This window comes from Cytobacillus sp. GQ23 (genome assembly GCF_059758675.1).
The window spans coordinates 64816-86451 of sequence record NZ_JCAXER010000004.1 but is presented as its reverse complement, the minus strand read 5'-3'; the positions used below and the strand labels follow the sequence as shown (position 1 = coordinate 86451).

The window sequence follows — 21636 nt, the reverse complement described above, 5'->3', positions numbered from 1 at the left end:
GAGGTGATTAGGATGCCACAATTCCGTTTCGATGAAATCTATAAGCTCGAGATGTATAACCGTTCTAGCGGCCACGGTCAGGCTTTTTGTGACCTGTTAGTTGTAGATTCGTCTAATGAAGTATATGTTGCTAATATCATTGCCACGGATACGAAAGCAAAGCATGTTGCATACCTTCTTCAGGAAGGGAAGTCAGGAGCTGCATACCGTGCGGAGGGACCAATCAATGAGAGCCCTCATTTCCGCAGGAGTATTTACGGACTCTCCATCAGGAAAAGTTTATACGATGAGGAAGTCTCGAAACTCGATGACTTGACTCAGATCTTCATGGTAGCCAAAATGGCCAAGCCTGATATTAAGGCACGGAATGCCTGGCAGGCAGAAGAAAAACGACGCATGAGTGAAGGCCATGATCCACGTCCGCTTCCAGCTGACCTGGCGGAACTGATCTTAGCATGGGATGGAGACTATAAGTCACAGATTTATGATGTCCTGGATGACCGCTACAACACACCGATGCTGCCGGAATGGAAAGATTACATTGTGGATGCCCTAATTGATGGCGGGTTTTATGAACCTTTAATTGTTCACTGCTATGGATCGGATTATCAGCTGGAAGCAGGGATGCTTCGAGTGACAGAAGAAGATCTGGAAGAGATTATCACAGAGGGGATTCAAGGGTATGAACTGGATTTTGCCATCGAGGAAGATGGACGCACACCGGAAGAAGGCATTTTATATGGTCTTCGTTCGATTGATGATTACTTATCCGAGTTCGCCGGACCACTGGGCGCACGGATTCAAGAAAACATTGCGCTGCGTTTTGATCCAGACAAAGATAAACATCACCCTGCCTTCTTAGATGTAAATTTAAATGCGAATGAAAACGGCTTAACCGGATTGTATCCACCACAAGCAAACACAGTTATGGGTATAGCTAAAACAATAGCAGAAGAGAATTTTTGCTTTCTAATAGGAGAAATGGGAACTGGAAAGACGGTTCAAGGAGCGATAGCTCCATATATGACAGAAGCTATTCTTCAACAATCAGAAACGAATCCTCAACCGCAACGTGTAATTGTCTTATCTCCTGCCATCATGGTGGAGAAGTGGGCCAGGGAGATAGAAGAGCGTATCCCAAACAGTAAAACGTTCCAGGTCAATCACTGGACTGATGTCAAAGCCATTCAGGAACAGACAAGCTACATCGATGCCAAAGGAAAAGTAAAATACAAGAAGCCGGAGTGCTGGGAATACTACATCATGAGCTCTGAAACACCGAAGTTCACCTTCCCTGTAGAACCAATCAAGGACTGGAGAACTCACCGGGAAGAGATCACGTTCTACTCTCCGGAAGATGTCGAGGCAGATGATGTTCGCCACGTTCGCCGTATGACCAAGAATGAAGATGGCGAATATGTCAGCACCTTTGAGCCAGTGGTGAACCCAGAAAACAAGATCCGCTTCCAAAAGCGTGAACTTGAGAACATGGCATCCGGACAGACAGATGTCGTGTATCGATCAGGCGACACAGGCTACTACTGCCCGCAGTGCGGAGGACCTTTAACAGTCAGACGCAACCGGGTATCGGAGCCTGCAGGAGAGCATTTCTTCGAGAAGTTCAATAAGACTTCACGAAACTGGATCAAGAACCAGACGAAAGAGAACCTGGTTTGTACCAACGATGTGTCAACAGAGAAGCTGCCGAAGGAACAAATTAAAGAATGGCGCTTTGACAAGAACCAAGGGCGTTATGTGCCGGCTAAGTATGAACAGGAATGTGGCTATGTCATGTGGCAAACATCTCAGGATATCACGATTGACACCACCAGCCATACATTCAAGATGAAGAGCAAGTCAGAACAAGAGAAGTCCATCTCCGGACTTCGTAAGGTCTCACCTGCCTGGTACATCAACAAGCACTTGCCAAGAGGATTCTTTAAGTATTTGATTGCCGATGAGGTGCATGAATACAAATCCGGTGACAGTTCAACCGGTCGTGCCTTTGGACAGCTTGTGAACCACACGGAAAAACAGATCCTGCTTACAGGAACACTAATGGGCGGTATGTCCCGTGACATCTTCTATCTGCTTGCACGCTTGAATCCAAAAGGATTACTTCGTGAAGGATTAACGTACAAGGATGAAGCAGCTTTCAACCAGCGCTATGGGATTAGTGAAACCAGTTCCCGTGCGATTGAAGGACGCATTCGGAAGAGTTCCACGCAAAAGCCTGGTATCTCACCTCATCTATTCCCGATGCATTTAATGGGCAACTGTGCGTTTCTTGAACTGAATGACATGGGCTATGCATTGCCTCCGTATCGTGAGATTCCGGTATTGGTGGAGATGGAAGAAGAGCATTTCACATCGTACCGTGAGATTGCAACGGAAATCATGAGCACTATGCGTGCGACGGACACCCTGAAGGGAATGGCCAGCATCTCGACGTTCATGAATGCCATGTATCAATATGCGGATGCTCCTTTCAATGTGCAGCAGATTACCACCTATGATTCAAATGGGGAACGGCACGTCTTAGGACAGCCATACAACTTTGACCCAAATGAGTTTGTACCAAAGAAGCTTGAGGAACTGATCCAAAACATTGATGCAGACCTATATAACCCGGAACCGATCATCGATAAGGAAGGAAATGAGATCCAATCGCCTCCTAGAAAGAGCCTGGTGTATGTGAAATATACAGGGAAAGAATCCTGGAATCAGATGGATACGTACCTGTATCATGAACTGAAGCGAAGAGGATACAATGTGGGCATCCTTCGAAGCGGCTCCGGCAGCTACGATGGCATCAAGATGCCAAAGAATTCCCGTGACCGTGAAGCCTGGCTGCACCGCATGATGGAGAAGCATGACTGGGATATCCTGATCACCAATCCACGTTTGGTGAAGGTGGGTCTGGATCTGATTACTTTTCCGAACATCCACTTCTTCCAGCTGGATTACAGCACCTATGATTTCATGCAGGCATCCAGAAGATCCTGGAGACTGAAGCAGACCCTGCCTGTGAAGGTATACACCTATGTGTATCGTGAAACCATTCAGGAGAAAGCCCTGCAACACATTGCCAGAAAGATCGATGCGGCAATGGCCATGCAAGGGAAGTTCTCTGAAGAAGGATTGCGTGCAATGGCTGACAGCTCTGACGGCATGAATGCACTGGCGAAGCAGCTAATGAACGACGATGTTCTGGAAGAACTTGAAACCGTTCATGATATGTTTGCCCGTAAGAATCAGTCGTTTGAAGAGATGCAGTCCGTTGAGTTCCAGGATTATGAAGGCTATGTCATGAATCCGGATTACGAATTGATGTGTCAGGTTCGGGATGGCAAGCTTGCCAAAGTCGATGAACTGGAGGCAAATGGCGAACTTACTCGTGAGGAAGCTGTTGCGGCCAGAAGGCAGATCAACGAAGTGGCCGAAATGCTTACGATGGTTATGCATACGATTGAGGATACTGCTTCTTACAACCGTGGCGTATCCAAGAAGAAACAGATTGTAGAAGGACAACAGGAGCTGGACCTCTTTGCATTATAAGAGGTCAGCTTCTTGAAAGGAGAGTACCATGATTGTTGAATTAACAAGAAAAGAGGAACAGCAGTGGTTTGGAGTCGGTTGCCATATAGAATTTAGAGTAGATACTCAAAAGCTTATGAGAAAACCCAAAAAAGGAGATCGACTTCATATTGAAAAATTGGAAGGTGGCCTGGCAGTCGCCAGCTCCTTCGCAAGAGAATTTGACTAATACAAAAAGAGAAAGTAGGAACTTACACATGAGAACATTCCCAGAAAGACAAATAATCAGACAAATTGCCAAAACAACGATCCAGCATATGGAGCTCTTAAAGCAGGCGTTAGAAGCAGCAGACTTCCATGAAAGCCGCTTCAACGAGATGTCTGACATTGTAGAGAAGACAGCTTCCGATTTAGAATTCGCCAGAGAACGAATTACACAGGATGAGGCAACGATTCAAATCTTGAACGGTCAAATAAATGCATTGCAAGGTGAGAAGGCTGAAATGAATGAGGCAGGAGCCATGCAAAAGAATATGATTAGTGAGAGAGATGAAACGATTAATACACTGCGAAATGAAATATACAATCTGAAGAAAGAGCTCGGAGTGGAAGCAGCCCAATGAAGCAAATAGATGAGTGCCTGACTCGAGCTTTCAAAAAAGAGAAGCCGCTCAGGAAAAAGTGGCAAGCTGCCATTAACGGCAATCATTTAATTCTCGTTCATTATCATCATTTAGTGATGGTCTATGATATTGAGGCTCATCGTTACTTGCATGAATGGTGGGAAAAACCGACGGATAAGCGAGGATTAGATAGCGCCAAGGCGTGGCTGGAAGAAAGACGAAGGAATTTAGTGAATCCTGCCTGATATTCCAGCTTCATCTTGTTTAATCGCCCTTATTCTGTTATTATTGAAATGTATTACATGCCCCATCCGGGGCGTTTTCTTGAAAAAATAAAAGGGAGGCACCATCATGTCAGATACCATGCTAATTGATTTAGACGTTGACATTAATGCCATAGATGAAGAAATTGAGCAGGAGCTGCAGGCCAACTTTACCCTGGCTGTTCAGACTGAAATCCTGAAGAAAGCAGCCGGAAAAGTGGAACGCTCCATCGCCAAAAAAGCAGTTCAAGAGATTTACTTAATGATTTATATGGAAGTTCAAGAAGATAAACTGATCTTCCGTGGAATCAACAATGACTACATGACAGAAGCTGTAGTCAGACAGAATCCGGATAAAACCAACTTCCAGATTCGTGCCGGCCGTTCTGGTGCCGTTTGCTTCCCGGGTGACAAGTTCATTCAGATCGTGAAGAAGCTCAGTCATAAGAACACGGAAATCAAGATGACAAACAAAGTGGCTACCATTAAATCCGGACGTTCCAAGTTCGAGTTGCATGCCGTAGGCGGGGAGGAATTCCCACGCACACCTGACCTGGAAGGCGGCATTAAATTGGATATGCATCCTCAGGTTCTTAGTATGATGTATGACCGCACCATGTACGCTGTGTCCACAAAGGAAACACGTCCTGTCTTAACGGGTGTTCATCACCATCTTCTAGGCACTCAGCTAAAGTGTGTAGCTACTGATGCTCACCGATTAGCCCAGTTTGTTTATGAAGTGGAAGAAACACTTCCAGAAGTCGCTTGCACGGTTCCAGGTACGGTTTTATCGGAAGCCAAGAAACACCTGGATGCTGCCGAAACCGAAGTGTCTGTGTATTTCTATGAGAATCAGATTGTGTATGACATCGAGAATGTGAAAGTCTATGCCCGAGTTCTTGAAGGGACGTATCCAAATACAGATGCCCTGATTTTCGGGAACGACCAGGCTGCTACACAGGTGGTGGTCAATGCAGGCATGCTGAAGAACCTTCTTGAAGGATCAACGGTTTACAATCCGAACCAGCCGATCATCATGCGCATCAAGACAGAAGATAAGCAGCTTCGTGTGAATACTCGAGAAGCCGAAGTCGGTGCTTTTGAAGCAGACCTGGCGATTACCAGTGGAAGCGGCAATGATATTGTCACAGGCGTGAATGTCCGCTACCTGCAGGATGCCCTGTCACGATACAGTTCCGATGACAATTTACTGTTCTCTTTCCTTCCTGCCCGTCCGGACAAGCCCATTGGCATGCAGCCATTCAAGGCGAACCTGCACAACGGCAGAGAAGATTGCCTGGAGCTGTTCGTTCCAGTCAGAAGTGCTCAGATTGATTACAATGCACCGGTTGAGATTGAAAACTTCAAAGGTGTATCAGATCTTGAGTTCAACCCATTTGAGTCTGACTTTGATGAATTAGACTAAAAGCTTACAAGGAGATGTAAACATGCCTAAATATCATTATCAAAATGACAACATCACATGCGTGTGTGGTGAGTCATTCCCGGCACGTCTTGAAACGAACCTGTCTGACCGCTTATGGGAGAGCAGCCTATTCGAAACGGATCTTACTGAAGAGCAGCAGTACAACTGCCCGAAATGCAACTGCCAATACAATCTGGAAATCAGAGTGGAAAAGCAGATTGTCACGTCGTTCCAGAAAGTTGAGCTGTTAGGTCAGTACTTTATCGATGTCGATGGCGACGAGTGGATTTCAAGCCAGATCGGATCCAAAGAACAGTTTGACCATGTGCCTCTTCCGGATGGTGTGTACATGTACGATGGCAAAGAATATCACATCCATAACCAGAAGCTGATTACGATGTGGTCAACACCAGATGCCAACCAACTAAATTTATTTGAGGTGACAGCAGCATGAGTACAGAAGTAACATCAAAGGCCATCTTTATCACCAATACTTTTGCCCAGGCGCATCCAGAAGATCATGTGCGCCTGTGGCACCAGTTCGAAAAAGAAGTGCCTTTCAGCAAACGCTCCGGCGCATACGGCATGGATAATGTCGCATACGTCAGATGGCTACGCCAGCAGCAGAACCCAATCGCCACTGAGTTTCTTGCTAACAATATCGTTCAACGCTCCCTATAAACATCACATCATGGGAGCTTGAATCTCTACAGGGACCACAGAAAAAATGTCATAGAATGATGAGCCCGCCGGTCGCTGCTTGTCATTGTGTGACATTTTTTATAAAAAACAATAAACGGAGGTACATATATATGTCTACTTTGGAATCGGTTTTACAGGAAGAGAAAGAGGAAATTTTGGAATGGATCGAACAAATGGAGGAGACTGGGACTGTTTCGCTTACTGAATTCAAATGGAAGCAGCACACATTCCAACACGACCTTAACTTGATTCATAAAATAACATCAGATGCAACGGGTGAATCTATAGACTTTGAAAGCTGGGAAGATGCTGTTGACCATGTGCTTCAGAAGACACTCGCACAGTATTCTTAATTCTCAATGTGGAATCGCATTTTTTAAGGAGGAGAAAATGCATGGAAGAAGTAGAATTGGTATCATGTCTGGAATGCGATGGCACAGGCGAAATAGATGATGAAAAATGTGATGAATGTTCAGGCTCTGGGTTAGTCTCTGAGACAAAATGCGACTTATGCGGCGAAGGCGTGAATCCCTGTTTCAGTCTTTGCCAAGCTTGCGATGAGTCGGCATTAAAATGGCATGAACCAACTGACACCTACCTAATGAAGGATGGCAGCTCCTTTAGTTTTTCTCCTTCTTCAGGTACATACGAAAGGATGAATAACCAATGACCGTATCAATAATCAGAATGCTGGACGCCGATGGAGAATTTCACGATCTGGCTGAATACACATTAAGCCCGAAAGAAGCACTTATTGCTTACTATATGCAGCACGTCAAGAAGTCTTTTAACACTTGCAACTACCCGAAAGACCTGGATGTGATCCGAGAGCGGCCAATGGGGCTCGGTTATGTATATGACAATGGAGATGTCGTGATTTACTCAAGACCAAAGGAGGCAGTAGCTGTATGAGTTACACTGTTCAATTCAAAGCGATCAAGGATGCAACCAACATCATCTTCCTGGATGATGAAGCGAAGCACATTAAAGTTAAGGAGTTCGAGAAGGATCTTCAGTCCGGCTATCGTGCGGGTATGATCATTATTCCGGTGGCATCGGCCATTCAAATACAGGTGGCGATGATGACTCCTTATCACAAGGAGAAATACACGATAGATGAAAACTTCCTGATTGAAAAGTTCAAGGAGTTCTGTGAGACCACACACCGCAAAGATTGGATTCCTCAGCACACGCATGATTACTTCCTGGGTGAAGTGGAGTACAGTTGACATAAAATGTGCAGTAAAGGAGCGAATTTGTATGTCCGAGATATTAGAGTTTAAAAAGATAATCCAAAACAATAAAGAACAGCACAAGATGAGAGAAACAAAAATTGAAATTGATTTTTTGTTGTCGATACTGGAAAAGGTTGAAATGGTTGAAGGACTTGAACTACAAGCTGACGATATGGCAGAAAAACACGCAGAGAAAGACATTCTTTTTAATATTATCCAAGCGAATATGCAAAAGAGAATTGATTATCTTTTAGAAGCACTTGAAGATGTTTCAATTCAAATCTGTTTGAATAGGTACGATAGTGGAGAAAAAGCGTTGTCATTAATACGAAAAGCGAATCAAAGAGACATTCGGTTTAGAGAAGATTTAAAGAAAGATATTATGTCGTAGTACGATGATACTGTGCGGTAGACATATACTGCGAAGGAGTGAAAGGCATGATACAGGTTGATAAAAAATGCAGTAATTGCAATAAAATTGTTGAGGAAACGTGGATTCCAAAGGATATGGTTGATGCTTCTTTCCAATGTCCTATATGCAATAAAGGAACAGTAACATATAAACCAAAATGAACAATCCGAATTTGAAATACATTAAGGGGTTGAATTAGATTGACGCAATTTACAGACAGCAAAGAATTAATTGAAAGTATAAATCAAAAAAGACAAGTCATAGCTAAACAGATTTATCGTCATTTTAAAGGTGGCTTGTATATCGTCGAAGATATTGCCATGCATAGTGAAACAGGTGATCCGATGGTGATTTACCGCAGCTTGAAAACAGGAGATCTATGGGTAAGACCAAAGGAAATGTTTATGGGCATCAAGGAAACTCCAGAAGGTTACGTCTTTAGATTTAAGATTTGTGGAAATGCCATGTAGATAGGATTAAAGTGAAAACAGTCTATAAAGGTGAAGAAGATGAAAAATCTGAATGAGTTTCTGAAGAGAAAAGCAGTAGTTAGAACCATTTTCATTCTAGTTACCCTAACGATTACGGATGATATTATCCGATTGGCTAAAGGTGAGTTGGATGTTATCTCAGTACTTACTTACGGTGCAACAGGCATTTTACTGCTCGGCATTTATGCACTCAAAATAAACCAACCTGACCAATAAGCCAAAGAAAGAGAGGGCATTTAGTATGCAACAAGACCTTCTGGAACTTCATCATCAAGATATCAAGACACAAGAGCTTCTGCAGCTCATAAAAGAATACGATCCAGATCTGAAAGTGGCAGCCGTTTATATTCCTGAGAGCAGCTGCCACCTGGCAGAGCCATCCTTTGCGATTAAAGAAGATGGACTTTACAAGACCTATTCAGTCAAACATGGCTTTATTTACCGGGACAATCCGATGCTTGACAGGCCCGAACTAAACCGCTTCTGGAATGTCTATTATTAAGAAAAGAAAGGAGTGTCTATCTTGAATGAGAAGCAAATTGCTCACAGCCGTCACAGCCTACTCTATCTCTACTTTAAAGGATTTCAGATTTGTATCGCTGTCCCTTACTTATACAAGGAAGGGGAGCCCATTACATTCAAAGAAACAATTGACCGTGGATGCCGATTCCTTGAAGAAAATGGTGTCTCGCTCAAAGGCCTGCCAGGCTATGATGAGAAAGAGTTCAGCTACGAAATCAAAGATGTCTAAGGAGGATGTATTTATGGCAAAAGATCAATGGAAAGTTATCTGGCTAGATGAAATGGGAAATGAAAAATCAACGTATCACGAAACCGAAGAGGAGCGCAACACGCAGCTGCAGGCTCTTGTGGATGACGGGTACTCTCCGGTATTTAGGGAAATTGAGTAATGGAACTGCCTAAAGTAGGTGACAGCATCCCTGTGAAGAGCGACTTCTTCACAGGCGATGCTGTCATCGTCTATATCGATGAACCGAGCTTATTTGTGCATCATGAGTATCCGATTCAAGTAGAGATATCGGAAGCGGACTTGGATCAGCTGGAAGATCATAACCATGGACAGACGGTCTTTCGAATCAGTTTGAAGGAGATTGTCGCTGGGGAAAAGAGCCAACCGGCCCCTATGACGTTTGAAGAAAATGTGCAAGGAGACCTATTTGATGGTTTTTAATAGGTAACTTTCCGCAACGTATGCTATCATAAAGATGTACAGTCGCATACGTGGGTGGGGCAGTGACCATTCCCTTGAGAGAGGGGGTGACGCTGATGGTATCCTTATACGAAGCAATGACTCTGATGATAACTTTTTCAAGTCTAATCGTATCAGTGATCGCCGTAGTTATTTCTCAAAACAAAAAGAAATAACCCTCCCATAACCCCGTGACCAACGGTGGAGAGTTATCTTCTTGCCATTAGGTCGCTGCACTTTCTATGCAGTGTGGCTGTATGTTAGGGATGCCAGTTGCGAGCTGGTGTCCCTTTTTTTTAATCTCTGCTGTATATCTTTATTATATGCATACCCGTTTAAAATGTAAAGTAAACGGAAGCACATGGAGGAATTAAGATGACTAACGCAATAGAAGATACTCAAAAAGTCAATCAGACCATAGAGCATTGGCAAGAAAAATCTGTGGAAGAGAAAAGAAGTTTCTGCCAAAAATTATCCAAGGAAATCCAGAAAATTGATCGCAAGCAGATGAGTGGAGATAGTGATATCAACTATTCTTACCGAAATACTTTGGTATCCATTAAACGAGAGCTGCAAAAAAGCATCCCTTTTCAGTTTGACATTGGCCAAAAAGTTGTGATAAAGTACGGAAGGCGAATTAAGGGGATAGTCAAAAAGTATGATGACATATCGACTAAATCTCTTCTTGTAATGCCCATTGATAAACTATTCAAAGAGCCTATAATTGTAACGGAGCGCTTACTTGAACCAGATGTTGCTCCCTTCGAGAAGGAAGGACAGCTCACTTTGTTCTAGTGTGACCGATGACACTTTTAGATTTTTTAAAATATGTTACATTAAATTAATAATAGGTGTTTTTTGCTGTTCATTATGGGGTAAAAAATGCCAAGGGAGGAGTTTTTTTAAAAATAGAGATTCTTGAAAGGCGGGGTTATGGGCAACATGAGTTTTTTTCAGTCACCCGAAACGGAACATATTTTAAATTCAATTGGTGAGAATATCTTTGTCACCGACCATGATTTTACCATCAGGTTCATCAATGATTATGCAGATGATCTGATACAAGAAATTAGTCCTTACACGAGAATCAACAATAAGAATGGGTTCATCGGAAAAAAGATGGATGCCTTTCATCCTCAAATGCAGAATGACAAGATCCGTGCCTTGATGCGGCATTATACATCTTGGCCATATCAAACGACGATTTCTCTGTTTGACAAGTACACAGCAAGCATCGTGCTCGACGTTTTTGAAGAGAATGGAGAGCGAAAGGGATACGTCCTGACATGGAAGGATGTAACGAATTACGAAACGGAACTTCGCAGAGATCAGTCGAAACTCCACGATTTATACACGACCATCATCGAGACGTCTGTTGATGGATGCCTCTTAATTCCAGTAGTGGGCTACATCGATTCCGAGCGATTTCAAATCATGAAAGACAGAATCCTAGATGCTTGTGAAAAGAAAGAGGCAAATACCATTATTTTTGACTTCAGCGGCTATACGAGCATGTCTGATCCGTCAGTCATGAAGGAGATTCAGGACTTTAAAATTTCCTTGGCTCTTTTAGGCGTTGAACAAATCGTTTCTGGCATACGTGCTTCAGTGGTTAAAGAGATAAGCTCTTTGCCGATGTCAAATTTAGGATTGAAGATCTTTCCTTCATTCAAGCAGGCCATGCTGTATGTATGGGAAAAGCGTGGACTGGTGTTAAGAAAGAGACCATAAAAGTGCAGCCGCTTTGGGCGGTTGTATTTTTTTTGCAAAATCACTGAGAAAATATGTTTTAATCTGTAAAAGATTGGGTAAAGGCGAATAGATTATACATAAAATTGGAGGAAGTACACATGAAATCAACAGGAATTGTACGCAAAGTAGACGAGTTAGGACGAATTGTCTTACCTATGGAATTAAGAAAGACACTTGAGATTGAACCGAAAGATCCATTGGAGATCTTTGTTGATAAAGAAAAAATTGTCCTTCGCAAGTATGAAGGCAACTTGGTCAAATGCTCATTCTGTGAAGAGAACGAAGATCTTGTGGACTTTAAGGGCAAGAATGTTTGCACGAACTGCTTAGAGGAACTTCACGCTAAAACATCCTAACCAGGACATACCCGGTCATACATTACACTAAACTAAGAATCTAAGGAGATAGCTGCGCATGACATTACGAGTACTCGAATCAAAACAGACTGACATGGAAGTAAGCACCATGGCACAACTATCCGCCATCCAGGGGATGCAATTTGGAAGGGAAGTATACTCTTCTGTAATTAAATTCAAAGACCTGGAACGATTTATGCATGTGTTTCCTAAGGTGCAGCGAGCACTGAATATGAAAAAGGTAGGGTCCATTAAAAGGTATATTATCAGCGGGCTGGAATCCACTGGGCACATGAACATGAGGTTTATTCCCGCTATCACAGCCACTAGTCGCAGCACGATATTCTATGATCAAACGACCCATCGAATTGCGATTGATACGGAGCGAAGCAAGCTTTCCATTAATGATGGGCAACATCGCTTCACAGCCATCAATCAAACACTGGAGTATTTAGAAAAGGAGTTCGTCAAGAGCAAAGATAAAATGCGTACAGCCCGGATCAAAGACATGATTGACACCATTAAAGATATGGTGATCCCTGTCACGATCTTTGCCAACCTGACAGAAAGGGAAGAAAAACAGCTCTTTTATGACTTGAATTCACTTGCTGCAAGGCCCAGCAAGAATGCCAACATCCGCTTGAATCAGCTGGATCTGTACGCCCGCATGGCAAGGGAGCTTGCTCAAGAAAACAAATACCTGCGCCACTATGGAGTGGAAATGGACAAAACCAGCATCCAATCAGCAAATAAGAATACCCTTCTTTTAGCGACCGTTCATAAAATGATTAAGGAACTTCTTGGTGATGAAATCTCTCATGACAGGGACTTCCTGAATGAAGGGAATTACAAGGAATTCAAGAAATACATTAACGAAACTTTTGATCGCCTGTTCTTCACGCTTCCAAATGACTTGAATGTCAGAGGAAAGTATCTCACAGATAAATCATACACGTTAAAATCCATTGCACGGTTTATCAATCATGCCAGAAATTACTTGGATCTTCGTCTATCAGATGATGAGATCTTTAAGATTATTGGCGATATGGACTGGACGATGACAACGGATTTCTGGAGCAAGTACGGTGCATCCCCTGGCCTAAAGAAAGGCAATATTGTCTTTAATGGCGGGGGACACGGTGCAGCTAAGTCTGTGTATGATGCACTGATTGATCAAGCAACAACCTAATCCAAAACAGAAAGTGGAGAGTCTTGCTTATGCAGGACTCTTTTTTTGTGCTCACATAAAAAACATATAACCAGGAGGAAATCATGATGGCTAACTTAGGACTTATTATTGTATTACTAGGATTAATAGGAATCATAGGATTTGCTTTAGCGGCTTTACTATCTCTAGCGTATAAAACGGGAAAGGTTAAAACCTTTTTGAAATGTTCAGGCGTTTCACTTGTTGCGATGATTGCTGGGTTTATCTTGTTCGGTGTGTTTAGCCCTGACACGGAAGTAGCTTCAACAGAATCCAGCAAGCCAAAAGAAGAAGTGAAGAAAGAGGAAACACCAGAAGAGAAAGCGGACCGAGAAGCGAAGGAAAAGGCAAAAGCTGAACAGAAAGAGAAGGAAAAAGCAGAGAAGAAAGCTAAGGAAGAAGCCGAGAAGAAGGCGAATGAAGAGGAGAAAGCGAAAGCGGCAGCTGAGAAGAAAGCCAAAGAAGAAGCAGCTGCTAAGAAGAAGAAAGAGGAAGCAGAACGCAAGGCAAAGGAAGAGGCTGAAAAGAAAGCAAAGGCTGAAGCAGAAGCCAAAGCTAAGGCAGAAGCGGAGAAGAAAGCCAAAGAAGAGGCAGAGAGGAAAGCCAAGGAAGAAGCTGCAGCCAAGAAAGCCAATGCACAGCCGATTGAGTATGCCAAGCTGAAGAAGAATCCGGATCGCTATGCAGGAGAATATGTGAAATACACTGGAGAGATCATTCAGATCATGGAAGGTGATAACATTACGCAAATTCGTCTGGCTGTCACGAAATCTAGTTATGGCTATGATTTCAATGATATTGTTTTCGTTGAATACATTGGATTAACCGATTTCGTGGAAGAAGATGTTATAACAGTCTATGGAACCATTTATGGAGAATTTAGTTATACCTCGCAAGCAGGATGGGAGATTGCTCTTCCTGGTATGCTTGCTGAATCAATCGAATAAAAAGTTGGCAGTCTTCCAAGCAAAGGCTGCCTTTTTCTTTTGGAGGAGATCCCTGTGCAAATCGTAAAGGACAGACAACTGGAGCCAGGCCAGCGGGTGCATGTGTACTACAATCTGCACCAGGGTGGCTATTCCATCAAAGATAAGAAAACTGGACTCGTGGTGGCATATGCCAGCAATGTGTTGATTTCTAAATGTGTGTTTAAGGTATCAGAGAGCGGCAGAAGGAAAACGGTGGAGGAGCGACGCAAGAGGGTTCATGCCTTCGTCGAAGGAGATTTTATCCAGGCGGATGAAAGCCATGACATTCAGCACATGGATAAAGTCTACTATAATCCTTATCAAACCGCATTATTCACAGTGGTTGATGACGGTTCACACGTCATAAAGTCACCTCTGGTCTACTGTATAGACAAGGTTTGTTACGCTGAGTAAAAAGTTGCATTTTTTTGAAATGTTTTGTCGAATAGGAAAAAAGTTACGGAAAGTAGTTTACAAGAGTTATAACTTTGTTATAACATAAAGTTCGTAGTAAGGAACTACATAAATATTCCAAATGTTCCTGCTAAATCGAGAAGGGAGCCAAAGATGTTAAAAGTCACAATCAAATGGTTGGGCAACATATTCCTGATTCTTTTAGCCACGCTGTTTCTCACATCCCTGTTGATGTCGTATCAGACGTTTAAGAATCCTGATCAAGTGCCAACGTTCTTTGGTTACAAGATCATGACTGTATTGACCGGCAGCATGAGGCCGGTACTTGAGCCTGGTGATTTGGTAATCGATAAGATGCCTGATGTAGATGAGATAAAAGTGGAAGACATTATCACGTTCAGACAGGAAGAGAAATACATAACGCACCGAGTGATCGGAATCGTGAAAGAAAATGGACAGACACTTTATCAAACCAAAGGGGATGCCAATAACACAGAAGACGACACCCTTATTTCACAGAGTGAAGTTATAGGGGGATATGCTTTTCACATTCCAAAGGCGGGCTTGTTTCTGGAGTTTGCCAGAGGAAAAGTAGGGATCTTCTTACTCATCGTCCTGCCGGCGATCCTGCTTGTCTTCGGAGAGCTATTCGGCAATCGATTCAAGAAGACCAATAGAAGCAACAGGCCTTACCCAGGCGATGTAAGCAAATAATCATTGATTACTTTAAGGAGGTGAGTTGCTACATAAGAAGGAGTCCAGGAAATATCTCATATTAGGCAAGGTTGGCAAACAAAAAAACAAACAAAAAAAGGGAGAGAATTTACTATGATGAAAATGAAAAAGGCGTTAATGGGGACTATGTTAGCAGGAGCAGTAGTTGTAGGAGCAGGCTGGGGAGCAGGTACGTTCTCTGATTTCACTTCAAGCGCATCAGTTAATGACAACAAGATTGAAGCTGGTACTCTTAGTCTAGAAGCAACTGGTCAAGCATTCAATGCAACAAATGTTGCACCTGGCTTTGAGGAATCTAGAACTTTTGAAGTGAAAAACACTGGCTCATTAGATGCAAAGAATATTAGAGCTACTGTAACTGTATCACTTAAAGATAAAAATGATAACCCAATTACTAATCTGGGTGCTTATAATAACTTCCAGTTTGTGTTAGATGGTAATACTGTTACTCTGGCACAGCTTAAGCCAGCAATTGAAAATTATCTAGCAGCTCAAGATCTTACTTTAGGTGATGGAGAGAAACTTGAATTGCCTGTAACAGTAAAACTTTTAAGAGCTGCTGATGATACTTATCAAGGGTTAAAAGTAAACGTTGGCGTAACAGTTTCAGCTAAAGCTTATCAATAATAAGGACATTTGAAGAACAGGATGATCCAGGTCGTCCTGTTCTTTTACCATTAGGAGGAACTATGAAGAAGATAGCAGGATCAATATTAGCCATTGGCATTGCTGCTGGAGCCTTAACAACAGGGACTTTTTCAGACTTCACATCTACAGCAGAATTTAAGGATAACCAAGTGCAAACAGGCACTGTGATCATTGAAGTAAACCAGGCATATCCGGATCCAATGTTCTTTACTAACACAGGAGAAGGCTTTCCTGAAGATTGGAAGGATGGTTACTGGCAGCCTGGTAAACAGTCTGAACAGAAATCCATGATAATCAAAAACACAGGCTCATTGCCTGTTACTTTGAAATCTTTATCAGCTACCGCAGTAGAAAGTAACATGGATGCTGCTACCCAAACTAAATTTACCGAATGGCTGCAAGTTACGGTCCGAAGTGGATTGCCTGGTGGCCAGCCTGTATTCCAAGGCACAATGGCGGAATTGCTTGCCGGTCAGCAAAATATGACCAAAACCTTAAACCTCGTGCCTTATGATGCATCCCTCAATCAAAATTTATATCAAACTCCGTTTTATGTAGATATCAAAATGAGCCGTGATGCTACTAATGAGATTATGGGCAAATACTTAAAGTTTGATATGAACGTTCATGCTACACAGCGTGACTAGTTAAATCCTATGGAGTGTTGTCGATGAAGAAATATTACTTATCCGTCATCATCCTTGGTTTTGTCTGCATGGATCTTGGTTCTAATGGAACATATGGTGATTTCACAGCAAGCACCTCGGTCAACTTGATGGATATACAAACCGAAGAAGTCCAATGCACACCACATGACAACCGTAATCACGATGATGAAGAAAATAACAACCGTGACAAAACAAAGTGTCCGAATCCTAACAAAGATAAAGATAAAGACAAGGATAAAGATAAAGAAGTTCCACCCGGTAAGCCAAAGCCAAAAGTGGAAACTCAGTCAGAGGAAACCACTCCTGCTGAGACCACTGAACCAGAAAGTGAGCCAGCTGAACAATCCGAAGCACCTGTAGAGCAGCAAGAGCCTGAAGAAGCTGCACCGGTTGTAAAGGAAACAGAACAGCAAGAGCCACCAGCTGAGTCAGAGAAGCCTGAACAGGCAGAGGAAGCCAAAGAAACTGAAGCACCTGCTGAAGAAGCATCCAAAGTCAAAGAACAGCTGACACAAACAACTGAAAAGGCCGAAGAGCCAACAGACTCTAAGCCTGATGAAGCGGCAACAGATTCACAAGAATAATGTTTCCCTGTATAATTGCTAATAGAGTAAGGAGTTCATCTCCACTCTATTTCTTTTATAAGGAGCGGGGACATGGAGGTTGAGCGCAAGATTCGAAAAATAGGAAATTCACTGGGTGTTATACTGCCTTCGGATATGCTAAAGCAGATCGATGCAGCTGAAGGAGACTCCGTGTATGTTGAGATGAAAGAAGATCAGATCATCATCAGACGGCATCCGAAGTCAACAACAAACGACCCAGATCAGGAGTTTGAGCAGAAAGTGATCAGTATTGTGGAAAAATACCTACAAAACAGATAGAGAGGTTTTATATGGACCTTGGTGAAAATATAGACCATTATAGGAAAAAGCGTCAGATGACACTATCAGAGCTTGCCGAAAGAGCTGGAATGTCAAAAGGCAATTTGTCTGAGATTATCAGCGGCAAGGTGAAGAGCCCGACATTTCAGACCGTCGTCAAGCTCGCCAACATATTAGAAGTAAGCCTGGATGAATTGAATCCAAACAAATCTAATGAAAATGCGATTTAAATTTCATATGAAAATTTTTATTCTGTCTCACTATTACAAGATTACTAGTTCTAATGAGACAGAATTTTTTATACAATTTAACTTCCTATAACATAGATTATGTCCGGGGCGTTGGAATAAAATGGAATTTATTAAAGGATACGGCTTCTGTAATCGGCTCCCCTCACTTCATCAGGATCAATAAAAGAAGCACTGTATTCAATGACATCATTGATGAATAACTTGTGCTCTTTTGCGAAGTCTTTTATATTTTCCAGAAGCTCTTTATCATACGTGGTTTTGTACTGTACACGATCTTTTGGCCTTGATTTCTTTTCATATGTAATAGTCTGATGCTGCAACAGTTTTTGCATACCGTTTTCAAGCAGGTAATTCACATGGGTATCATGTCTCTCTGCGACTTCCGACAGCTGTGATAGCAGCGATTGACTAATGCTGGTGCGAAACTTCACCCTCGATTCATCCGTTACAGGAATTAGTCTTCCTTTTACATTCTTCCACATTTTATCACCTCTCCTTATCTTTATTTTAATCTTTTCCCCTATACAGATACAATCCAAAAGAAGAAGGACTAGAAAATAAGGGAATTAAGAAATTACTCCTCCCTTATCTTAGGATCTTTTAGAGTTAAAATCTTTTAATGTGTGTATTAATATATCAGCAGGCTCCCTTCCCTGTATTTGTTGAGCTAATAAAACTGCTACTGGTAGACCTATATGGTTTGGAAAACCTTGCACTTCAAGATGAATGGCGGGACCTTCCTTTTGCTCAGTCATAAAAACTTGCACTCTTTTGAATGGAAGTTGTTTTTTTACTTTGATTCGTATATTTTTGCACATTGTATCTATTTGATCTGTTGTAATATACACAGGTGTTTCCTCTGGAGAATTTCGAAAATCTTTTCGGAATGCGAATTTATTACTGTTCTTCAATAGAATAACACTCTCCTTCAAGTATAGTTATCATTATTTCCAACTCCTTTTATCAATAAACAGACAAGAAAAAAGGACACTGCCGTCTACAGTGTCCTTCTTCCTTGTCTATTGCACCCGGATAGGGTGATGCCTATTTTATCCTTACCACCTATCGGTGTACAGTAAACATTAATTAACGAAGAAGTTGAAGAACTCCCTGAGGCTGCTGGTTCGCTTGTGCAAGCATTGCTTGAGAAGCTTGAGCAAGGATTGAGTTCTTAGTCTGCTCCATTATTTCTGATGCCATATTAACGTCACGAATGCGTGATTCTGCTGCAGTTAAGTTTTCTGCTGATGTTCCAAGATTGTTGATGGTGTGCTCAAGACGATTCTGGAAAGCACCCATTTTAGAACGAGATTTGGAAACAGAAGCAATACCTGCTTCAATTGTAGTGATTGCTGTTTGAGAATTAGCTTTGTCCGTTAAATCTAACGCTGAAATATCAACAACATCTTCACCTAAAGTGGCAGTTGTTTGAGCTTTCCATTCAATCGTGATCTTCTCATCAGCATTAGCTCCAACTTGAATATCTAAGGACTGATCAGATGCTAAGATATTCTTTTTGTTGAACTGTGTCTCAGAAGCGATACGGTCAATCTCGCTTTTTAACTGTTGGAATTCATCATCAAGGTTTCCTTGATCTTCAGCAGTGTTCGTGTCGTTAGATGACTGAACTGCAAGCTCACGCATACGCTGAAGAATATCATGAGTTTCGTTCAAAGCGCCTTCTGCAGTCTGAATCAAAGAGATCCCATCTTGAGCGTTGCGGGACGCTTGATCCAAACCACGAATCTGTCCACGCATTTTTTCAGAGATTGCTAAGCCTGCAGCATCATCCCCTGCTCGGTTGATACGAAGACCTGATGATAGTTTTTCCATTGATTTTGCCTGTGATTCATTCGCACTGTTCAATTGGCGGAACGTGTTAAGTGCTGCGATGTTATGATTGATTCTCATTTTTTGTTACCTCCGTGTTATGTATTTTGGGTGGCCACATCCTTATGGCCATGATATAATTCGCCCCTGATCAGCTTGAAGCTTTTGGGAGCATCAATTTTTAATCGGAGAGATCCTCCATCTGTTAAGACGACTTCCACTGTAACTTCCTGGCCAGTCGGGTCCACAATGACGAGTTTCTCCCCTGGCTTCCTGCCTACTACTAATCCCATAGTTCTCATCCTCCTTGACGTTCTATTGTCTATATCGACAGTAATTTTCATTGTTTAATAGTTTTTTAAAAAAATATTCGACAAAAAGAACACGACTATGGTTCTGGATTTGGTATCCAAATAATTGGGTATATAGGATGTACAGCACTCATATTAAGAGATTTCCTATTTTGGAATTCATCTGTAAATTACTTAGGAGGAAAACAGGGAAGCGAAGAAAAAAAGATCCCCTACCGTTTCAATAGTAGGAGATTTCAAAAGGGAGATGTGTATCATTGGCCCTATTGAGGGCGATGACTTATAATTAAAGTATAGCAAACATACGTTCGTATGTCAAAAAGGAGATGTTCGGTTTGAGAATCGATTGGGAACAGCATGAACGGGTGGAAGTCGTTTTCCAGGGGCGAGTGTACGTAGTAATTCTTGTGCGCAACCGTCTACAGCTGATGTTCAGCCACCTGGCAAGAGAAGAGGATTAGATTTCCTCCGACTCCCCTTTCCCCTGACTTGTTCAAGTGAGCAGCTCCATCACTGTTCACTTGAACAAGTCATTCACATTTATTTGATTCACCTGTTCCTTCATCTCTCGATTGGACCTTAAATAAATACTCCACATGGCAGTAATGTAAACCAAGATCCCCACTGCAATGGCTGTGAAGGCCACATCCTCCCTAACAAAATAATAGTAAAATAGAATTTCCAGAGCGATTAGGCTTAAAGCAATAGATGACAAAATCACTTGATTGAGACGCTTATATTCTGTTCGAAAATCTACCCTCTCTGTAAGGAAAACAAATCCAACACCTTGATGATATAAATACAAGGATATCGGAACCGTAGTGGCGAAGGTTAAAAACTGAACCGTAATGGTGGAAGGCACTTCATACATAATGCTTTGAAGTGAAGGCACAAATCCAGCGTAAAGACTAAGATAACTCATGGCGATAACGGCAAGCTCTTTTAGTAAATATCCGGCCAGTGTTAATAGAAATGAATACCCTATGGATAAGTGCAACCATTTGATGTGACAAAGCATCACAACTATCAAGGTGACTAGCTCATTCAAAACAAAAGGCGCATATACAATGTCCAAAAGGAATGTGGAAATCACAGATGACAATGCAGCTAACATGATAAGTTCCTTCAGATAGGATCTGCAATTAATTCTAAATAACGTGAAAGCCAATGTTAGTGAAGCAAATACTTCTAATGTTCCAAAGATGGTTAAGGTAAGTAATGCAGGTATGGAGTATTCTGTCATTGAGATCCGATTAGCCCCTTTAATGTGTTTTTCAATCCTTTTTTGTCTGCTTTGATTTCGGTAGTTATGTCATTGTTGTGTGCAACTACCTTATCAAGAAGACTGGCAATGAATTTATATTTGATTCTTGCTACAGTAGCATACTTACTTGAAGGGGTAGGATACTCTTCAAAGTAGACCTTCCCATATTCTTTATCGAACTTTCTTACTTTCCTTAGGTTCACCAGATTTGGCTTATCAAGAGGATCAAATCCTTCACTTGAAAGATACTGCTCAAAGTCGGATTTAGTGATGATCTGATAATACACGTCTTCCCCTATATGAAAGATGATTCGACGTTTTTTATCTGATTCAATGTAATCAACTTCATATAGATCGATACAATCCAATGAATGTGATTGATCTATATTGATTTTTACAACAGTCATATATCTTATTGAATGGTCTTTCAATTGTAATTCCCCTTTTGA

At 42.0% G+C, this 21636-nt stretch carries 39 protein-coding genes; 33 read left to right on the top strand and 6 right to left on the bottom strand.

Going from position 1 to position 21636, the window contains the following annotated elements:
- The first annotated feature begins 12 nt into the window (after positions 1-12).
- The 32 genes from AC6CHU_RS04690 (at position 13) to AC6CHU_RS04535 (ending at position 17761) form a co-directional block, all read left to right on the top strand.
- Positions 13-3558 (top strand): DEAD/DEAH box helicase, encoded by a 3546-nt coding sequence (locus AC6CHU_RS04690; protein WP_498120338.1) that lies wholly within the window; start codon positions 13-15, stop codon positions 3556-3558.
- 28 nt (positions 3559-3586) lie between these two features.
- Positions 3587-3766: a hypothetical protein gene (locus AC6CHU_RS04685; protein ID WP_498120336.1), complete on the top strand. Its 180-nt coding sequence runs from the start codon at positions 3587-3589 to the stop codon at positions 3764-3766.
- A gap of 28 nt (positions 3767-3794) precedes the next feature.
- Positions 3795-4160, top strand: a complete 366-nt coding sequence (locus AC6CHU_RS04680) for a hypothetical protein (RefSeq protein WP_498120334.1) — start codon at positions 3795-3797, stop codon at positions 4158-4160.
- Positions 4157-4405 carry a hypothetical protein gene (locus AC6CHU_RS04675; RefSeq protein ID WP_498120332.1) on the top strand — a complete coding sequence of 83 codons (249 nt, stop codon included), beginning with the start codon at positions 4157-4159 and terminating at the stop codon, positions 4403-4405. Before AC6CHU_RS04680 ends, AC6CHU_RS04675 begins: the two co-directional genes overlap by 4 nt.
- A 106-nt stretch (positions 4406-4511) precedes the next feature.
- Positions 4512-5849, top strand: coding sequence for a DNA polymerase III subunit beta (gene dnaN, locus AC6CHU_RS04670; protein ID WP_498120330.1), 1338 nt, complete (start codon positions 4512-4514; stop codon positions 5847-5849).
- Between the two features lie 22 nt (positions 5850-5871).
- Positions 5872-6303, top strand: a complete 432-nt coding sequence (locus AC6CHU_RS04665) for a hypothetical protein (RefSeq protein ID WP_498120328.1) — start codon at positions 5872-5874, stop codon at positions 6301-6303.
- Positions 6300-6530 (top strand): hypothetical protein, encoded by a 231-nt coding sequence (locus AC6CHU_RS04660; protein WP_498120326.1) that lies wholly within the window; start codon positions 6300-6302, stop codon positions 6528-6530. The genes AC6CHU_RS04665 and AC6CHU_RS04660 overlap by 4 nt, the downstream gene beginning before the upstream one ends.
- Positions 6531-6661: 131 nt before the next feature.
- Entirely contained in the window at positions 6662-6904 is a 243-nt protein-coding gene (locus tag AC6CHU_RS04655) for a hypothetical protein (protein WP_498120324.1), read from the top strand.
- A gap of 41 nt (positions 6905-6945) precedes the next feature.
- Positions 6946-7221 carry a hypothetical protein gene (locus AC6CHU_RS04650; protein ID WP_498120322.1) on the top strand — a complete coding sequence of 92 codons (276 nt, stop codon included), beginning with the start codon at positions 6946-6948 and terminating at the stop codon, positions 7219-7221.
- Positions 7218-7463: a hypothetical protein gene (locus AC6CHU_RS04645; protein WP_498120320.1), complete on the top strand. Its 246-nt coding sequence runs from the start codon at positions 7218-7220 to the stop codon at positions 7461-7463. Before AC6CHU_RS04650 ends, AC6CHU_RS04645 begins: the two co-directional genes overlap by 4 nt.
- A complete protein-coding gene (locus AC6CHU_RS04640; protein WP_498120318.1) occupies positions 7460-7780 on the top strand; it encodes a hypothetical protein in 321 nt (106 codons plus the stop codon). The genes AC6CHU_RS04645 and AC6CHU_RS04640 overlap by 4 nt, the downstream gene beginning before the upstream one ends.
- A gap of 31 nt (positions 7781-7811) precedes the next feature.
- Complete coding sequence (locus tag AC6CHU_RS04635; RefSeq protein WP_498120316.1) at positions 7812-8177, top strand: hypothetical protein; 366 nt, start codon at positions 7812-7814, stop codon at positions 8175-8177.
- 47 nt (positions 8178-8224) lie between these two features.
- Positions 8225-8359: a hypothetical protein gene (locus tag AC6CHU_RS04630; RefSeq protein WP_498120314.1), complete on the top strand. Its 135-nt coding sequence runs from the start codon at positions 8225-8227 to the stop codon at positions 8357-8359.
- 39 nt (positions 8360-8398) lie between these two features.
- Entirely contained in the window at positions 8399-8668 is a 270-nt protein-coding gene (locus AC6CHU_RS04625; RefSeq protein ID WP_498120312.1) for a DUF1653 domain-containing protein, read from the top strand.
- A gap of 39 nt (positions 8669-8707) precedes the next feature.
- Positions 8708-8905: a hypothetical protein gene (locus AC6CHU_RS04620; protein ID WP_498120310.1), complete on the top strand. Its 198-nt coding sequence runs from the start codon at positions 8708-8710 to the stop codon at positions 8903-8905.
- A 25-nt stretch (positions 8906-8930) separates the two neighbouring features.
- Positions 8931-9191 (top strand): hypothetical protein, encoded by a 261-nt coding sequence (locus AC6CHU_RS04615; protein ID WP_498120308.1) that lies wholly within the window; start codon positions 8931-8933, stop codon positions 9189-9191.
- A 21-nt stretch (positions 9192-9212) separates the two neighbouring features.
- Entirely contained in the window at positions 9213-9440 is a 228-nt protein-coding gene (locus AC6CHU_RS04610; RefSeq protein ID WP_498120306.1) for a hypothetical protein, read from the top strand.
- Between the two features lie 13 nt (positions 9441-9453).
- Positions 9454-9600, top strand: a complete 147-nt coding sequence (locus AC6CHU_RS04605) for a hypothetical protein (protein ID WP_498120304.1) — start codon at positions 9454-9456, stop codon at positions 9598-9600.
- Positions 9600-9881, top strand: a complete 282-nt coding sequence (locus AC6CHU_RS04600; protein WP_498120302.1) for a hypothetical protein — start codon at positions 9600-9602, stop codon at positions 9879-9881. The genes AC6CHU_RS04605 and AC6CHU_RS04600 overlap by 1 nt, the downstream gene beginning before the upstream one ends.
- A gap of 95 nt (positions 9882-9976) precedes the next feature.
- A complete protein-coding gene (locus AC6CHU_RS04595) occupies positions 9977-10075 on the top strand; it encodes a putative holin-like toxin (protein WP_498120300.1) in 99 nt (32 codons plus the stop codon).
- A gap of 199 nt (positions 10076-10274) precedes the next feature.
- Positions 10275-10694, top strand: a complete 420-nt coding sequence (locus AC6CHU_RS04590) for a hypothetical protein (protein WP_498120298.1) — start codon at positions 10275-10277, stop codon at positions 10692-10694.
- 147 nt (positions 10695-10841) lie between these two features.
- Complete coding sequence (locus AC6CHU_RS04585; protein ID WP_498120296.1) at positions 10842-11630, top strand: STAS domain-containing protein; 789 nt, start codon at positions 10842-10844, stop codon at positions 11628-11630.
- A 119-nt stretch (positions 11631-11749) separates the two neighbouring features.
- A complete protein-coding gene (locus tag AC6CHU_RS04580; protein WP_498120294.1) occupies positions 11750-12007 on the top strand; it encodes an AbrB/MazE/SpoVT family DNA-binding domain-containing protein in 258 nt (85 codons plus the stop codon).
- Between the two features lie 58 nt (positions 12008-12065).
- Positions 12066-13196, top strand: a complete 1131-nt coding sequence (locus AC6CHU_RS04575) for a DNA sulfur modification protein DndB (protein WP_498120292.1) — start codon at positions 12066-12068, stop codon at positions 13194-13196.
- Between the two features lie 86 nt (positions 13197-13282).
- Entirely contained in the window at positions 13283-14161 is an 879-nt protein-coding gene (locus AC6CHU_RS04570) for a hypothetical protein (RefSeq protein ID WP_498120290.1), read from the top strand.
- A 54-nt stretch (positions 14162-14215) separates the two neighbouring features.
- Positions 14216-14596 (top strand): L5-gp82 domain-containing phage-derived protein, encoded by a 381-nt coding sequence (locus AC6CHU_RS04565; RefSeq protein WP_498120288.1) that lies wholly within the window; start codon positions 14216-14218, stop codon positions 14594-14596.
- A 177-nt stretch (positions 14597-14773) separates the two neighbouring features.
- The gene (locus tag AC6CHU_RS04560) at positions 14774-15310 is read left to right on the top strand and encodes a signal peptidase I (protein WP_498120286.1); all 537 of its coding nucleotides are present in this window, start codon (positions 14774-14776) and stop codon (positions 15308-15310) included.
- A 114-nt stretch (positions 15311-15424) separates the two neighbouring features.
- Entirely contained in the window at positions 15425-15958 is a 534-nt protein-coding gene (locus AC6CHU_RS04555) for a TasA family protein (protein WP_498120284.1), read from the top strand.
- A gap of 62 nt (positions 15959-16020) precedes the next feature.
- Positions 16021-16626, top strand: a complete 606-nt coding sequence (locus AC6CHU_RS04550; RefSeq protein ID WP_498120282.1) for a SipW-dependent-type signal peptide-containing protein — start codon at positions 16021-16023, stop codon at positions 16624-16626.
- A 23-nt stretch (positions 16627-16649) separates the two neighbouring features.
- Positions 16650-17231: a hypothetical protein gene (locus AC6CHU_RS04545; RefSeq protein WP_498120279.1), complete on the top strand. Its 582-nt coding sequence runs from the start codon at positions 16650-16652 to the stop codon at positions 17229-17231.
- A 72-nt stretch (positions 17232-17303) separates the two neighbouring features.
- Positions 17304-17531 carry an AbrB/MazE/SpoVT family DNA-binding domain-containing protein gene (locus AC6CHU_RS04540; protein WP_498120277.1) on the top strand — a complete coding sequence of 76 codons (228 nt, stop codon included), beginning with the start codon at positions 17304-17306 and terminating at the stop codon, positions 17529-17531.
- 11 nt (positions 17532-17542) lie between these two features.
- The gene (locus tag AC6CHU_RS04535) at positions 17543-17761 is read left to right on the top strand and encodes a helix-turn-helix domain-containing protein (RefSeq protein WP_498120275.1); all 219 of its coding nucleotides are present in this window, start codon (positions 17543-17545) and stop codon (positions 17759-17761) included.
- A gap of 131 nt (positions 17762-17892) precedes the next feature.
- Here the strand turns inward: AC6CHU_RS04535 and AC6CHU_RS04530 are convergent, their stop codons facing one another.
- The 4 genes from AC6CHU_RS04530 to AC6CHU_RS04515 form a co-directional block, all read right to left on the bottom strand.
- Entirely contained in the window at positions 17893-18264 is a 372-nt protein-coding gene (locus AC6CHU_RS04530) for an rRNA methyltransferase (RefSeq protein WP_498120273.1), read from the bottom strand.
- Positions 18265-18372: 108 nt separating this feature from the next.
- Complete coding sequence (locus AC6CHU_RS04525; RefSeq protein ID WP_498120271.1) at positions 18373-18693, bottom strand: hypothetical protein; 321 nt, start codon at positions 18691-18693, stop codon at positions 18373-18375.
- Positions 18694-18868: 175 nt separating this feature from the next.
- Positions 18869-19693 (bottom strand): flagellin N-terminal helical domain-containing protein, encoded by an 825-nt coding sequence (locus AC6CHU_RS04520; protein WP_498120269.1) that lies wholly within the window; start codon positions 19691-19693, stop codon positions 18869-18871.
- A gap of 17 nt (positions 19694-19710) precedes the next feature.
- Positions 19711-19905, bottom strand: coding sequence for a carbon storage regulator (locus tag AC6CHU_RS04515; RefSeq protein ID WP_498120267.1), 195 nt, complete (start codon positions 19903-19905; stop codon positions 19711-19713).
- Between the two features lie 353 nt (positions 19906-20258).
- Between AC6CHU_RS04515 and AC6CHU_RS04510 the strand changes: the two genes are divergently transcribed.
- Positions 20259-20384: a hypothetical protein gene (locus tag AC6CHU_RS04510; protein WP_498120265.1), complete on the top strand. Its 126-nt coding sequence runs from the start codon at positions 20259-20261 to the stop codon at positions 20382-20384.
- 56 nt (positions 20385-20440) lie between these two features.
- On the opposite strand, the gene AC6CHU_RS04505 is transcribed toward AC6CHU_RS04510, so the two are convergent.
- Positions 20441-21166: a hypothetical protein gene (locus tag AC6CHU_RS04505; protein ID WP_498120263.1), complete on the bottom strand. Its 726-nt coding sequence runs from the start codon at positions 21164-21166 to the stop codon at positions 20441-20443.
- Entirely contained in the window at positions 21163-21618 is a 456-nt protein-coding gene (locus AC6CHU_RS04500; RefSeq protein ID WP_498120261.1) for a hypothetical protein, read from the bottom strand. The genes AC6CHU_RS04505 and AC6CHU_RS04500 overlap by 4 nt, the downstream gene beginning before the upstream one ends.
- Between the last annotated feature and the right edge of the window lie 18 nt (positions 21619-21636).